This window comes from Pseudomonas sp. CM27, from assembly GCF_013179515.1.
Lineage (GTDB): Bacteria > Pseudomonadota > Gammaproteobacteria > Pseudomonadales > Pseudomonadaceae > Aquipseudomonas.
Genome location: NZ_JABMCN010000157.1, coordinates 1 through 13,917, shown reverse-complemented (window position 1 = coordinate 13,917; position 13,917 = coordinate 1). Strand labels below are relative to the sequence as shown.

Below are 13,917 nucleotides of genomic sequence, written 5' to 3'. Positions count from 1 at the left end.
GGTTGAACAGTGCACTGATCAGGTTGAGCTTGCCGACAAAGCCCGACAGCGGCGGCATGCCGATGATCAGCAGTGCGCAGGCGATGAAGCTGAGGCCAAGGAAGGCCATGGTCCACGGAATGATCTGGCCGATTACGGCTTTTTGTTCATCGTCGAGGTTGATGCCTTTGGGCGGGTGCAGCGATTCCAGCAGCGGCGGCAAGGCGCCTTCCTCGTCCTCCAGCGGCACTTCGTTGGCCGAGCGTGAGCGTTCGACCAGTTCGGCAAGCAGGAACAGCGCGCACAGCGCCAGCGTCGAGTTGACCAGGTAGAACAGCGCGGCACCGGTCAGCGCCGGTTGGGCGAAGCCGACAGCGCCGAGCAGGGTGCCGGCCGAGACCAGGATACTGAGGGCCGCCATGCGCTCCAGGCGTTGCGCGGCCAGGATCGAAACGGCCGCTACCGCCAAGGTGACCAGCCCACCGTACACCAGCCACTCACCGCCAAAGTGGGCCGAGGCCCCGGCCTGTCCGGAAAACAGCAGCGTCCACAGGCGCAGCACGGCATACAGGCCGACCTTGGTCATGATGGCGAACAGGGCGGCCACCGGTGCGCTGGCCGAGGCGTATGCAGGCACCAACCAGAAGTTCAGCGGCCAGATACCGGCCTTGACCAGGAATGCCATGGCCAGGATCGCCGCACCAGCGTGCAGCAGGCCACGGTCGGCCTCTGGCACCAGCGGAATCTTCAGTGCCAGGTCGGCCATGTTCAGGGTGCCGGTGACGCCATACAGCATCGCCGCGCCTACCAGGAACAGCGAAGAGGCAAACAGGTTGATAGCGATATAGTGCAGGCCGGCGCGGACCCGGGCGCGGCCCGAGCCGTGCAGCAGCAAGCCATAGGAGGCCGCCAGCAGCACCTCGAAGAACACGAACAGGTTGAACAGGTCGGCGGTGAGGAAGGCGCCGTACAGGCCCATCAGCTGGATCTGGAACAGCGCATGGAAACTGGCCCCGGCGCCGTCCCAACGGGCGCGGGCAAACAGCAGGGCGCTGAAACCGATGATGCCGGTCAGGGTCAGCAGCAGGGCCGACAGGTGGTCCACTACCAGCACGATACCGAATGGGGCCGGCCAGTTGCCCGGCAGATAGACGCCAATCGACTCTGCCTGGCCCTGGGTGCGTACCCACATCAGCAGGCTGACTGCGATGCCCAGGCCGGCGAAGGTCGACAGCAGGTTCAGTCGGGCCTTGAGCTGCCGATTTTTCTCGCCCAGCAGCAACATGACGGCTGCGGTGACCAGTGGCAGCAGGATAGGCGCGACGATCAGTTGGCTCATGCCGCTCATTCGTCACGCTCCCGACCGTCCACATGGTCGGTGCCGGTCAAGCCGCGCGAGGCCAGCAACACCACCAGGAACAGCGCGGTCATGGCGAAACTGATGACGATGGCAGTGAGCACCAGCGCCTGCGGCAGGGGGTCGGTGTAGTGCAGCAGGTCCTGGGTAACCCCGTCCTTGATGATAGGCTCCTTGCCGATGAACAGGCTGCCCATGCTGAAGATGAACAGGTTGACCCCGTACGACAACAGGCACAGGCCCATGATCACCTGGTAGGTACGCGGGCGCAGGATCAACCACACCCCCGAGGCGGCCAGCACGCCGATGGCGACTGCAATCACTTCTTCCATCAGACGGCTCCTGCTTGGCTGGTTTTCGACGGGGTGCCCGGGCGGTAGGCACGCACCGACTGGTGCGCCAGGGCAGTGAGGATCAGCAGCGTCGAGCCGACCACCACGGTGTACACGCCGACATCGAAGAACAGCGCGCTGGCCACGTGCACGTCGCCGAGCAGCGGCAGGTGCAGGTGGGCGGTGTGCGTGGTGAGGAACGGGTAACCGAGCAGCATGGCGCCAACCCCGGTCAGGGTCGCGCACAGCAGCCCGGTGCCCATCCAGCGCAGCGGCCGCAGGCTCATCTGTGCCTCGACCCACTGGGTGCCGGCCACCATGTACTGCAGGATGAACGCCACCGACATCACCAGGCCGGCGACAAAGCCGCCACCTGGCTGGTTGTGGCCGCGCATGAACAGGTACATCGACACCAGCAGGGCGATCGGCAGCAGCAGGCGCACCAGGACTGCGGGCACCATCATGAAGCCCAGCGCGGTGTCGGTGGCATGCCGCGGGTTGATCAGGTCGGTAACCACGTCCGGTGCCAGCTGGCGTTGCTGTGCCGGCAGTTGCATGCTCTCTTTCGGTGGGCGGAAGCGCCGCAGCAGGGCAAACACCGTCACGGCCACGGCCACCAGCACGGTGATTTCACCAAGGGTGTCGAAGCCACGGAAGTCCACCAGCATCACATTGACCACATTGGTGCCGCCGCCCTGTGGCAGCGCCCGGCTCAGGTAGAACGAGGAAATGTCGTTGGGTGTTGGCCGGGTCAGCATGGCGTAGGACAGCACGGCCATGCCACCACCCACCAACACCGCCAGCAGCAGGTCGCGCAGGCGGCGCATGCGCGCGCGCTCCAGGCTGCCGGGCAGCGGCGACACGCCTTCGATACGTCGCGGCAGCCAGCGCAGGCCTAGCAGGATCAGTACGGTGGTGACCACTTCCACCACCAGTTGGGTCAGCGCCAGATCGGGCGCGGAGAACCAGACAAAGGTGATACAGGTCATAAGGCCGCAAACGCTGACCATGATCAGTGCTGCCAGACGGTGATACTTGGCCTGGTAAGCGGCACCGATAGCGCAAGCAATGGCAATCAGCCACAGCGCGACGAACACCCCCGAACCCGGAATCTTCGGCCGCTCACCCCAGGTCAGGCCGCTGTAGAGCATGGGCGTGAGGCCAGCGAGGAATGCGGCTACCACCAGCATGAACAGCTGCGACTGCAGGCGACGGGTGGTGAGCAGGCGCTCTATGCGCCGTGCCATTACCATCAGCAGGACCTGGCCATGCTCGAACAGGCGCTTGCCGTTGAACCGTCCGATCAGCGGTGGATAGGGGAATCGGCCCAGCTGTAGCTGCTTGCGCAGCAACAGGTACAGGAGGATACCGCCGCTCATGGCTACCAGGCTCATGATCATCGGGGCATTCCAGCCATGCCAGATGGCCAGGCTGTATTCCGGCAAGGTGCCGCCGACTACCGGCATGGCCGCAGCGGCCAGCAAGGGGCCGACGGATTGCGCAGGGAATATCCCTACCACCAGGCAGGTCAGCACCAGCAGCTCGACCGGGGCGCGCATCCAGCGCGGCGGCTCGTGCGGGGTGTGGGGCAAGTCCTGGGCGGGGGGGCCGAAGAATACATCGACGGTAAATCGCAAGGCGTAGGCGACGCTGAAGGTGCCGGCCAGAGTGGCGATCACCGGCAATGTCGCTTCGACCCAGGCGGTGCTGCTGATGAACACGGTCTCGGCGAAGAACATTTCTTTCGACAGAAAGCCGTTCATCAATGGCACGCCGGCCATCGAGGCGCTGGCGACCATGGCCAGGGTGGCGGTGTACGGGACAAGGCGTATCAGGCCACTGAGGCGACGGATGTCACGGGTGCCGCTTTCGTGGTCGATGATGCCGGCGGCCATGAACAGCGAGGCTTTGAAGGTGGCGTGGTTGAGAATGTGGAACACCGCGGCGACGGCAGCCAGAGGGCTGTTCAGGCCAAGCAGCAGGGTAATCAGGCCCAGGTGGCTGATGGTCGAATAGGCCAGCAGGCCCTTGAGGTCGTTCTGGAACATCGCCGCGAATGCGCCGAGCAGCAAGGTAAGGGCGCCGGCGCCGCCGACGATCCAGAACCATTCCTCGCTACCGGAAAGCACCGGCCATAGGCGTGCCAGCAGGAACACCCCGGCCTTGACCATGGTCGCCGAGTGCAGATAGGCCGATACCGGAGTAGGCGCTGCCATTGCATGGGGCAGCCAGAAGTGGAAGGGAAACTGTGCGCTCTTGGTCAGCGCACCGAGCAGGATAAGCGGTAGCAGCACCGGGTACAGCGCGTGCTGGCGGATGGTGTCGCCGGCAGCCAGGACCTTGTCCAGGTCGTAGCTGCCGACCACATGGCCGAGCAGAAGCGCCCCCACCAGGAGGCATAACCCCCCCGCGCCGGTCACCATCAACGCCATGTAGGCGCCGCGGCGGGCGTCGGCGCGGTGGTGCCAGTAGCCGATCAGCAGGAACGAGAACAGGCTGGTGAGCTCCCAGAAGAACACCAGCTGAATCAGGTTGCCAGAGATCACCAGGCCCAGCATGGCGCCCATGAACGCGAGGAAGAAGGCGAAGAAGCGCGGTACCGGGTCTTGCGGCGACATGTAGTAGCGCGCATACAGCGACACCAGCGTACCGATGCCCAGTACCAGCAACGAGAACAGCCAGGCAAAGCCGTCCATGCGCAGCACCAGGTTCAGCCCCAGGCTGGGCAGCCACAGGAATTCTTCGCGAATCACACCGCCATCGGCAACCTGGGGGTACAGCAGTGCTACCTGGACAGTGCCGACCAGGGCCACGAGCCCGGCAAGCACGGACTCGGCGTTACGTGCGTTGTGCGGCAGCACGGCTGCCAGGCAACTGCCCACGAACGGCAGAAGCAATAGCACTATCAATGACATAGCGTTCTATTCTGAGAAGTTTGCCAAGGATCATACGTGCCGAGGGGATGATCACCAACACGCAAGCTGTCGCAGGATCCTACAAAGAGGCTGTGACAAGCTGTTTTTTTATAACATTTCTTTACAAAGCATAGCTGCTGTTTACCGCTTTACAGCCCGGCCTGGCGTTCGCCTTCTGCTTGCACTTCACGCGCGTCGGCAGCTTCGCGTGGGCGGCGTATTCTGAGCTCGCTGACCACTACGGCAATCACGATCAGCAAGCCGCCGAGCAGCGCCACGCCCGGCAGGCGTTCGCCGGCGAGGCGCCCGACGATCCCGGCCCACACCGGTTCTCCGGCATAGATGAGGGTGGCGCGAGTGGGTGAGACCGACTTCTGCGCCCAGTTCATCGCCACCTGTATGACCGCGCTCATGGCGCCCAGGCCCACGGCACTGGCCAGCAGCAGCCAGGAGAAGTCGGGAATGCGCTCCTGAGTCGGTACGATCATCAGGAATGCCAGCAGCGAGGCAGTCGCCAGTTGCACCACGGTCACCCGGCGCACATCGACCTGGCCGGCGTAGCGGCTGATCAGGATGATTTCGGCAGCGATGGCCACCGCGCTGACCAGCGTCACCATCTCTCCCTCGCTGAAGTGCAGGCTGCCGCCTTCCGGGCCGGCCAGCAGCATCAGGCCGACAAAGGCCAGACAGATGCCGATGCTGGGCATCAGGCCAGGGCGCCGGCCCAGGACCAGCCATTGCAGCAGTGGTACGAAGGGGACGTAGAGCGCGGTAATGAATGCAGACTGGCTGCTGCTGATGGTTTGCAGGCCCATGGTCTGCAGGCCATAGCCAAGCATGATGGTTACGCCGATCAGCATGCCGGCCTTCAGTTCGGTGAAGGTCAGCCCGGGTAACGCCCGCGCCGACACCACGCCAACGAACAGCGCGGCCGCAGCAAAACGCAGGCCGACGAAGAACATCGGGCCACTCACGGTCATCACGTTATGCACCAGCAGGAAAGTGCCGCCCCACAACATGGTGATGAACACCAGCACCAGTTCGGCCTTGCTCAGGCGAAAGGTAATGGCGGGTGTCGGCTTGTTGCTGGGCTGGCTCATGCTCTTGCGGACTCGGAGGGGGCGGCGCACAATCGCCGCAAAGTGGGCAGTATACTGCGCAATATCGACCAGTGAGCAATATAGTGCACAAAGATTCTTCGCACCGCGCATCCGTGCTGCAACATGTCAGCCACAACGTCCGCCGCCTGCGTAACGCTTGCGGCCTGAGCCAGACGGCGCTGGCCGAACGCTCCGGGGTCAGCAGGCGCATGCTGGTGGCCATCGAGGCAGGGGAAAAGAATGTCAGCCTGACCACTCTTGACCTGATTGCCGAAGCCTTGGGCGTGGCCTTCAGTACGTTGATTCAGGCACCTGACCAGCGTGATCCGGGGCGTATCGACGAACTGGCCTGGGCCGGCGAGTGTCCGCAGAGCCGGGCAGTGCTGCTCGGCACCAGCCCGGCCCGCCGCGAGGTGGAGCTTTGGGAATGGACGCTGGCGCCGGGCGAGTGCTATTCCAGCGAGGCCGATGCGGAGGGCTGGAGCGAGCAGATCTACGTGGCTGAAGGGCAACTGACGTTAGTCATCGAGGACATCGAGTTTCGCCTGCTTGAGGGGCAGTTTCATGTGTTCCCCAGCAATTGCCGGTATGCCTATCGCAACGATGCGACGGTGGCAGTCCGGTTCGTGCGCAATGTTGTGATCTGATCGAGTCTCATCGGCCACTCGGGACCTGTGTCAGTCCTTCATCAAATCGTCAGTCTTCACCACCTTGGCATAGGCAAACGCCAGCGCCGCCATCGCCGAATCATGTACCTGCGCTGCCGGCACCTGTTTGCCGTTGAACTCCAGCGGCAGCGTCGCACACGCATCGTGCGCCACGGTCACCTCATAGCCCAGGTCGGCCGCGGCCCGGGTGGCGGCGTCGATGCACATGTGGCTCATGCTGCCGGCGATGGTCAGGGCCTCGACGCCGTGCTGGTCCAGTGTCTGCTTGAGGTTGGTGCCAAGGAACGCATTCACCTTGTGCTTGAGCACCACGGGTTCATCCTGCAGTGGCTGGACCTTGGGGTGGATGGCCGCGCCAGGCGACTCAGGCGCGAAGAATGGCGCATCGGCGCTGTCGAACTCGTGGCGCACATGCACCACCAGGTCACCGCGCTGGCGCGCCGCTGCCAGCAGCCTGGCGGCATTGTCGGCCGCCTGGTCGGCACCCTCCAGGGCCCACTTGCCGCCCGGGAAGTAGTCGTTCTGGATGTCGATGATGATCAGCGCTTGCTTGCTCATGCTGCCTCCTGTGGCAGTAGTCGTTGTGTGAGGTTAGTTATAGGCTGTGTGCACCGACCTGACGATTGGCGTGACCGACACTATGCGGGCAAAAACTGACACCTCTGCCAACCTGGACATTGGCCTGCTGTTGTATCCCGGCGTGCAGCGCGCCGCCGTGCATGGCCTGGCCGACCTGTTCCTGGTGGCCAACCGGGTTGCTGCCGAGCTGGGCGCCGTCGACTTGCCGCCGGTGCGCATCAGCTATTGGCAGGCAGATGCGGCAGGGCAGTTGTTGCCAGCTGTTGATAGCTCGCCAGTCGTTGTACCGGGCCTGCGCGTACTGATCATTCCGCCAAGCCTGGAATCGGCACCACCGGGCGAGTTGCTCCAGCGCCACCGCGCGTCTTTGTGTCAGCTCCACGCGAGCGGCACAGTGCTGGCGTCGGTGTGTATCGGGGTGTTCTTCATCGCCGCCAGCGGCCTGCTCGATGGCCGCCCGGCCTGTACCCACTGGAACTACGTGCATGCACTCGCCCAGCGTTATCCAAAAGTGCGGGTAGAGGCTCAGCAGCCGTTGCTCGATGACGGTGACATTGTCACTTCGGCCGGGCTGATGGCCTGGACCGACCTGGGTCTGCGTTTGCTGGAACGGTTTCAGGGAGCAACGGTGGCGCGGGAGACGGCCCGCTACCTCGCGGTCGATCCGGTCGCGACGCCGTTACCTGGTGCGGTGTTCAACCCGCGCCTGGACCACGGCGACGAGGCTGTGCTGAAAGTGCAGCACTGGCTGCAGGGCGATCGCGGGCAGGATGCAGGCCTTGCTGCAATGGCGGCGTGCGCCGGGCTGGAGGAACGCACCTTCCTGCGGCGCTTTCGGGCAGCCACGGGTTTGCGCCCGACCGAGTACTGCCAGCAGGTCAGGGTGGGGCGGGCGTGTCGCTTGCTGGAATTCACCCGGCGCAATGTCGAGCAGATCGCCTGGGGCGTGGGTTACCAGGACGCAAGTGCGTTTCGCAAAGTGTTCCAACGCATCACCGGACTGACGCCGAGCGATTACCGGCGGCGGTTTGCGGTGACAGGGTAGGGCTCGGAAACCACTTGACCTTGACCTTGCTTGAGGTTTTACCCTGCCGTGCATCGCGCTGCATGCGTCCTTGACCAGGAGACCGTTGATGACGGCAAGCCCTCATGCCCTGTGGTTCACACAGATGATCGAATACCAAGTGCCGAGCATATACCAGCACGCCCTGGTCCAGGCCCTGGTAGCCCGCAGCGAGGCGCTGGCTAACCGCTGCGAAGGGCTGCAAGGTGTCAGCATCCAGGCCAGCGACGACGGCAGCCGGGTACTCCAGTACCTGCAGTGGCAGTCGCGTCAGACGTGGGCTGCGGCGGCTGCCTGCTTTGTCGAGGAGCCGTTCCTTGAACTGCTTGCCCGGCACCAGGCGCGTGGCGTCAACTTTGCCGCGTACCAGGCGGTACGCAGCCTGGTACGGGGTGAAGATGGCGGCCTGCATTGCCAGGTGGGCAACCCTCAGGCGTACCAAGGTGCATAGTGCGGATAGCGGTCCAGTCGGGCGCCGATGACCATTTCGCTGACCCAGGCCGCCAGGATCGAACTGTAGGCCTTCTGGCTCTCCTCGCTGGACAATGCGTGGTCGGCACCGTCGACAATACGATGGGTCAGCGAATGGGCGCTGATGAAAGCCGAACGGTAGCTCATCAGCGTGCTGTGCGGCACATAGTCGTCCTGCTCGGACTCCACCAGCAACACATCCCCGCTGAATTCGGCACAGGCCGCCAGCGCACGGTTGTCGGCCGGGCCCAGCGGTCGCTGGCGGTAGGCGTTCAGCCGTTGCCGGTCGAGGGTTTGCTTGGGCATATCCCATTCATCGTCCCAGTACATGGCGGGTACCCGCAGGGCCAGCCATCTGACCGACCGCTCGCGGGTCAGCAAAGTCGCCAGGTAGCCACCATAGCTGCTGCCGATGATGGCGATCGCCTGCGGATCGACCGCGGGGTGGCCGGCAAGCCGGTCGTACGCCACCATCAGGTCCTGCAGGTTCTGCTCGCGGGTGACGGTCAGCCGCTGGCTTGCGGTTTTTTCATGGCCGCGCAGGTCGAAGGTCATGCATACGCAACCCAACCCGGTGATGTGCCGGGCACGGGCCAGGTCGCGTTGCTGGCTGCCGCCCCAGCCGTGCACGAAGAGAATGCCCGGCATCTGGCTGCCGGGGCTGACCAGGGTGCCAACGATGCTGTCGTTTTCAACTTGCAGTTCAACGGTTTCACTCTGAATGGCCATGCTCGCGAATCCGCGCAAATTTGCTGAGTTGTCCGAGTTCACTGTCGTTTCCTTGATAGAAGAGGGTGGCATCAGAGGGGAGGTCAGGGGTACCGAACACTTCATGGGTGGACGCGTGCACTCGTTGCAATGCAGGGTCGTCGGCAAACGCCTGCAGGGCCAGCAGTTCGGCACTGCTGGCGCCGCCCAGGCGCCAGGACTGCTCGAGTACACCGCTGCGCAGGTGGCCTTGAGGGTCGCGGCCGCGAGCAATGTCGTAGTTGCGGCGTGAGGCGATGAAGCCCGGGAAGTGCTGCTCGGCAGCCTGCTCGTAGGCAATGGCCTGGTTGATCGCCAGGCGCAGGTGGTCTTCCAGTGGCAGTTGCAGCAGCGCCTGATAGTCGCCACGTACCACCACCAGGTCCGAGCCGCCATAGACCTCGGCTCCTTGATGGTCGTGGGTCAGCTGCTGGGTACCGTGATAGCTGCAGGTCAGGCCGGCAACGCGCACCTGGCCGACACTGAAGGTTTCGACCTTGCTCAGGTCTTCTTCAAGCACCAGTCCCCACAATGCCAGCTGCTGGTCGTCCATGCTGGCCAGCAGGGGCTCCAGCGCATCCGCGCTGTCGATAACCTGCTGCCCGCGGCCGGCACAGGCCAGCACAGGCTTGACCCGCAACGGGCCGTCCATCAGCAACAGCTGAGCAGCGGTACGGGCGTCGGCCTTGCTGAACACGGTATAGCCGCGCAGCAGGGCGTCGCTGGCCTGCCGGGCGAAGGCATCGGTCCAGCCAGGCGGGAAGCTTGCATTGGCGGGCAGGGGGTGGGAGATCGCCTTGGTCGCCATATAGGGGCTGGTGACCACGCCGCCGAACAGGTCCTGCTCGTCGCAGATGCCGATGGTGGCCTGTCGCTGGGGGTCGATCAGCGTTTCGGTGGGCAAGTAGTAGTAGCCGTCGTCGGCGGTTGGCGGGTCGGCCGGTTTCATGTGCGGGCAACCCAGCAGGCGCGCCAGGCCATCGGCAAGCTTCTGGTGTACGGCACGCTCGTGATCGGGTGTGCTGGCGCGGGTGTCGAGCAGCACCACGGCAGTTTTCGGCTTGCAGACACTGGGCATGGTCATTTGCCTGTGTGCAGTGAATGTACTGCGTGTGAAGCCGGCATCTTGCGGAAGTTCAGTAGGACGTGATCGGTGGTCCTCGCCCGGTTGTAGGAAGCGTCTGATTGCACAAGGCATGGCGGGCAATACATGCCTTGTCTTGGTCGACGTGATTGCAGGGGCTGGGCGGCTGTTCCATTATCGGAGCATTGGACCAACCGTGATGTAGCCGCAGGAGAGCGCATGAACGTTCAGACCACCCTTGAGCCAAGCGTACCGCAGCGACTGGCGCGCGTGCGCCAGACCATGGCCGCCGGCGGCATCGATGCCTTGCTGGTGCCTTCGGCTGACCCGCACCTTTCCGAATACCTGCCCGGTTACTGGCAGGGGCGCCAGTGGCTGTCGGGGTTTCACGGCTCCGTGGGCACGCTGGTGGTCACCCCTGACTTTGCCGGCTTGTGGGTCGACAGCCGCTATTGGGAGCAGGCGGAGCATGAGCTGGCCGGCAGCGGCATCGAACTGATGAAGCTTGTGCCGGGCAAACCCGGTGCGCTGGAATGGCTGGGTGAAAACGTCAAGTTGGAGGGTAGCGTCGCGGTGGATGGTGCGGTCATGGCCCTGGCGTCGGCACGCCAGTTGGGCGAACGGCTCAAGGCCCGTGGGGCGCGACTGGTGACGGACCAGGACGTGCTTGGGCAGGCCTGGGAAGGGCGCCCGGGTCTGCCAGGTAACCCGGTGTACCAGCACTTGCCGCCACACGCCACGGTGAGCCGGGCGGAAAAGCTCGCGCAGCTGCGCAAGGACATGCACGCCAAGGCGGTCGACTGGCACTTCATCGCTACCCTCGATGACATTGCCTGGCTGTTCAACTTGCGGGGCAGCGACGTCTCCTATAATCCGGTGTTCTTGGCATTCGCCCTGATTAATCAGCAACAGGCCATCCTTTTTGTCGGCCCGGACAAGCTCGATGCGCACCTGCGTCAGGTGCTGGCGGCCGACGGCATCGAGGTGCGCGACTATAACGAAGCAGGCCAGGCGCTGGGTGCGGTACCGGCCAGCGGCCGGCTGTTGGTGGATCCGGCGCGGGTCACCTGCGGCTTGCTGGATAACCTGCCTGCAGAGGTGGAGCTGGTCGAGGGGGTCAACCCCACTACCCTGAGCAAGTCATGCAAAGGTGGCGAAGACCTGGTGCACATTCGTCAGGTGATGGAGCAGGACGGCGCTGCCCTATGCGAATTCTTCGCCTGGTTCGAGGCCAGCCTGGGGCGGGAAGTCATCACCGAGTTGACCATCGACGAGCAACTGAGCGCTGCGCGTGCACGCCGCCCAGGTTTCGTTTCGTTGAGCTTCTCGACCATCGCCGCTTTCAATGGCAATGGCGCGATGCCGCATTACCGTGCCACCGAGCACGCACATGCGGTCATCGAGGGCGATGGTTTGCTGCTGATCGATTCGGGTGGGCAATACCTGGGGGGTACCACCGACATCACCCGCATGGTGCCGGTGGGCGAGCCCAGCCTTGAACAGAAGCAGGATTGCACGCGCGTACTCAAGGGCATGATCGCGTTGTCGCGCGCCAGCTTCCCGCGCGGGGTGCTGTCGCCGTTGCTCGATGCCATCGCCCGGGCTCCGCTGTGGGCTGACCAGGTCGATTATGGTCACGGCACGGGGCATGGGGTGGGCTATTTCATGAACGTTCATGAGGGGCCGCAAGTGATTGCCTACCAGGCGGCAGCCACGCCGCAGACCGCGATGCAGGCGGGCATGATCAGCTCGATCGAACCGGGCACGTATCGCCCCGGCCAGTGGGGCGTGCGCATCGAAAACCTGGTAGTCAACCGTGAGGCGGGCAAGAGTGCCTTCGGCGACTTCCTGAAATTCGAGACATTGACGCTGTGCCCGATCGACACCCGCTGCTTGCTGCCCAAGTTGCTGGCCGAGGAAGAGCTGCAGTGGTTGAACGACTATCACTCCACGGTGCGCGAGCGCCTGGCGCCCCTGCTCAATGGCGAAGCGCTGGCCTGGCTGGAGGCGCGTACCGCACCCCTCTAAGGAGCAAATTAAAAGGGCAGCTTCAGCGCTGCCCTGTTGCTACTTGCAGACGACGATCATGCTGCGGCTGGTGTAGCCCGCCGGGTTGATCCCGAACAGGTAGTCACCCTGCTCTTCGTCGGTGTCACCTGAGCGGGCGATGACCCTGTAGCCTCGTGCGCTGCACGAACTCGCGGCCTTGCTGTAGCACTTGTCCCATGAGGAGGAGAGGCCAGAGCAATTGATATGCAGCCCCTTCTTCCCGCGTTTGACCTCAGTCTTGGCCGTGGCGGCACATCCAGCAATTGCCAAGATGGCCAGGATGAGCAAAATACGTTTCATTCCTGTCCTTAAATGCAGGGCGGTCCAGTGTCTGGCCCTGTCGTTATCGCTTCGAATCTTCCTGAAAGTTCCCCAGCGTCCGTGGTCGGCTCAGTAGATAGCGTAAAGATGATGATTCTGTGACAGCTTAATCAGCGAGACGGGTCGCTTCAATCACTATTCCCGTCTCAAATGAAAATATTTCTCATATCAGTCTGCGGCGATGGCCGGGCTCGGCTCCTTGCGCATGGACAGGGTCGTACCGACCGAGGCGGTAATGATTGCCAGAATCGCCAGCCACTGGGTAACCGTCAGCACCTCGCCGAGGAACAGCAGCCCGGACAGCGCACCGAACGCCGGTTCGATACTCATCAGGGTGCCGAAGGTGCGCGCCGGAATGCGCGTAAGGGCAACCATTTCCAGGCTGTAGGGCAGGGCGGTGGAGAGTATTGCGACTCCAATCGCCATCGGGATCACGGCGGGCGTCAGGAGTGCGGCGCCGGCGTGGACAATACCGATGGGGGCGACGAACAGGGCGGCGACCACTACCCCTAGCGCCGCAGTCTGGATGCCGTGTTCGGCGCCGGCACGCTGCCCGAACAGGATGTACAGCGCCCAGCAGACACCAGCGCCCAGGGCGTAGGCCGCGCCCACCGGGTCGAGTGCCTGGCCGCTGTGGCCTGCTGGCAGCAACAGCAGCAGGCCGGCGATGGCCAGGCCGATCCACACGAAGTCGATCGCCCGCCGCGAGGAAAAGATCGCCACTGCCAGCGGGCCGGTGAACTCCAGCGCAACGGCGATACCGATCGGTACGGTTTGCAGCGCCATATAGAAGAGGAAGTTCATGCCGCCCAGGGCCATGCCATAGATGATGACATTGCGCAGTGCGCTGGCAGTCATGCGCACTCGCCATGGCCGCAGGATCAACAGCATGATGATGCTGGCGAAGATCAGGCGCAGGGTGGTGGTGCCTTGAGCGCCGATGATGGGGAACATGCTTTTGGCCAGGGAGGCGCCGGTCTGGATCGAGGCCATGGCGATGAGCAGCAGGCCGATCGGGAAGAGGGTAGCGGCCAGGCTGCGGGGCTGGGTGTTCATTTAGGTGGGGGAATCCTTGGGCGGGCTTGGGGGTGTGCGCAGTATAGTGCGCAAAGGTGGTTGGGTGGTGCAAGGGGGTTGTGGCGGGCACCTGGCGGTCTTGATATGGTCTTTTCCCCGTATATTTCACTTTCTTGAAATTAAAGGTTGACGCCCTTTCGAATCCCCTTATAATGCGCCCCACTTCCAGCGACAA

13 protein-coding genes are annotated in these 13,917 nt (G+C 63.7%); 4 read left to right on the top strand and 9 right to left on the bottom strand.

The genetic code is table 11. The features are described from left to right. The 4 genes from HP547_RS18980 to HP547_RS18965 form a co-directional block, all read right to left on the bottom strand. The coding region (locus HP547_RS18980) for a monovalent cation/H+ antiporter subunit D (RefSeq protein WP_172287076.1) at positions 1-1,327 on the bottom strand (1,327 nt) is incomplete at its 3' end. Further along, entirely contained in the window at positions 1,324-1,668 is a 345-nt protein-coding gene (locus HP547_RS18975) for a Na+/H+ antiporter subunit C (RefSeq protein ID WP_003250128.1), read from the bottom strand. The genes HP547_RS18975 and HP547_RS18980, both read right to left, overlap by 4 nt. Then, on the bottom strand, positions 1,668-4,583 hold the full coding sequence (locus HP547_RS18970; RefSeq protein ID WP_172287075.1) for a monovalent cation/H+ antiporter subunit A: 2,916 nt from the start codon (positions 4,581-4,583) through the stop codon (positions 1,668-1,670). The genes HP547_RS18975 and HP547_RS18970 overlap by 1 nt, the downstream gene beginning before the upstream one ends. Before the next feature lie 149 nt (positions 4,584-4,732). Beyond that, positions 4,733-5,683, bottom strand: a complete 951-nt coding sequence (locus HP547_RS18965) for a DMT family transporter (RefSeq protein ID WP_172287074.1) — start codon at positions 5,681-5,683, stop codon at positions 4,733-4,735. A gap of 83 nt (positions 5,684-5,766) precedes the next feature. Here HP547_RS18965 and HP547_RS18960 point away from each other — a divergent pair, with 83 nt between their 5' ends. Continuing rightward, a complete protein-coding gene (locus tag HP547_RS18960; RefSeq protein ID WP_172228310.1) occupies positions 5,767-6,330 on the top strand; it encodes an XRE family transcriptional regulator in 564 nt (187 codons plus the stop codon). 30 nt (positions 6,331-6,360) lie between these two features. Here HP547_RS18960 and HP547_RS18955 read toward each other — a convergent pair whose 3' ends face one another. After that, positions 6,361-6,909, bottom strand: a complete 549-nt coding sequence (locus HP547_RS18955; RefSeq protein WP_172228308.1) for a cysteine hydrolase family protein — start codon at positions 6,907-6,909, stop codon at positions 6,361-6,363. An 82-nt stretch (positions 6,910-6,991) separates the two neighbouring features. Here HP547_RS18955 and HP547_RS18950 point away from each other — a divergent pair, with 82 nt between their 5' ends. Both HP547_RS18950 and HP547_RS18945 read left to right on the top strand, forming a co-directional pair. Beyond that, positions 6,992-7,975, top strand: coding sequence for a GlxA family transcriptional regulator (locus HP547_RS18950; RefSeq protein WP_172228314.1), 984 nt, complete (start codon positions 6,992-6,994; stop codon positions 7,973-7,975). An 88-nt stretch (positions 7,976-8,063) separates the two neighbouring features. Continuing rightward, positions 8,064-8,444 (top strand): antibiotic biosynthesis monooxygenase, encoded by a 381-nt coding sequence (locus HP547_RS18945; RefSeq protein ID WP_172228306.1) that lies wholly within the window; start codon positions 8,064-8,066, stop codon positions 8,442-8,444. Here HP547_RS18945 and HP547_RS18940 read toward each other — a convergent pair. Continuing rightward, positions 8,423-9,193 (bottom strand): S9 family peptidase, encoded by a 771-nt coding sequence (locus tag HP547_RS18940; RefSeq protein ID WP_172228304.1) that lies wholly within the window; start codon positions 9,191-9,193, stop codon positions 8,423-8,425. The two genes, HP547_RS18945 and HP547_RS18940, sit on opposite strands and share 22 nt — an antisense overlap. Beyond that, on the bottom strand, positions 9,177-10,295 hold the full coding sequence (locus tag HP547_RS18935) for a DUF3182 family protein (RefSeq protein ID WP_172287073.1): 1,119 nt from the start codon (positions 10,293-10,295) through the stop codon (positions 9,177-9,179). The genes HP547_RS18940 and HP547_RS18935 overlap by 17 nt, the downstream gene beginning before the upstream one ends. Before the next feature lie 219 nt (positions 10,296-10,514). Between HP547_RS18935 and HP547_RS18930 the strand changes: the two genes are divergently transcribed. After that, on the top strand, positions 10,515-12,323 hold the full coding sequence (locus tag HP547_RS18930; RefSeq protein WP_172228300.1) for an aminopeptidase P family protein: 1,809 nt from the start codon (positions 10,515-10,517) through the stop codon (positions 12,321-12,323). Positions 12,324-12,362: 39 nt separating this feature from the next. On the opposite strand, the gene HP547_RS18925 is transcribed toward HP547_RS18930, so the two are convergent. Both HP547_RS18925 and rhtA read right to left on the bottom strand, forming a co-directional pair. Beyond that, a complete protein-coding gene (locus HP547_RS18925) occupies positions 12,363-12,644 on the bottom strand; it encodes a hypothetical protein (RefSeq protein ID WP_172228298.1) in 282 nt (93 codons plus the stop codon). A 189-nt stretch (positions 12,645-12,833) separates the two neighbouring features. After that, the gene (gene rhtA / locus HP547_RS18920; protein WP_172228296.1) at positions 12,834-13,721 is read right to left on the bottom strand and encodes a threonine/homoserine exporter RhtA; all 888 of its coding nucleotides are present in this window, start codon (positions 13,719-13,721) and stop codon (positions 12,834-12,836) included. Between the last annotated feature and the right edge of the window lie 196 nt (positions 13,722-13,917).

Excerpts from the sequence above, each read along its gene's own strand:
- HP547_RS18965 (WP_172287074.1), bottom strand. The coding sequence starts at position 5,683 with ATGAGCCAGCCCAGCAACAAGCCGACACCCGCCATTACCTTTCGCCTG.
- HP547_RS18925 (WP_172228298.1), bottom strand. The coding sequence starts at position 12,644 with ATGAAACGTATTTTGCTCATCCTGGCCATCTTGGCAATTGCTGGATGT.
- HP547_RS18940 (WP_172228304.1), bottom strand. The coding sequence starts at position 9,193 with ATGGCCATTCAGAGTGAAACCGTTGAACTGCAAGTTGAAAACGACAGC.
- HP547_RS18950 (WP_172228314.1), top strand. The coding sequence starts at position 6,992 with ATGCGGGCAAAAACTGACACCTCTGCCAACCTGGACATTGGCCTGCTG.
- HP547_RS18945 (WP_172228306.1), top strand. The coding sequence starts at position 8,064 with ATGACGGCAAGCCCTCATGCCCTGTGGTTCACACAGATGATCGAATAC.
- HP547_RS18930 (WP_172228300.1), top strand. The coding sequence starts at position 10,515 with ATGAACGTTCAGACCACCCTTGAGCCAAGCGTACCGCAGCGACTGGCG.
- HP547_RS18970 (WP_172287075.1), bottom strand. The coding sequence starts at position 4,583 with ATGTCATTGATAGTGCTATTGCTTCTGCCGTTCGTGGGCAGTTGCCTG.
- HP547_RS18975 (WP_003250128.1), bottom strand. The coding sequence starts at position 1,668 with ATGGAAGAAGTGATTGCAGTCGCCATCGGCGTGCTGGCCGCCTCGGGG.
- rhtA (WP_172228296.1), bottom strand. The coding sequence starts at position 13,721 with ATGAACACCCAGCCCCGCAGCCTGGCCGCTACCCTCTTCCCGATCGGC.
- HP547_RS18935 (WP_172287073.1), bottom strand. The coding sequence starts at position 10,295 with ATGACCATGCCCAGTGTCTGCAAGCCGAAAACTGCCGTGGTGCTGCTC.
- HP547_RS18955 (WP_172228308.1), bottom strand. The coding sequence starts at position 6,909 with ATGAGCAAGCAAGCGCTGATCATCATCGACATCCAGAACGACTACTTC.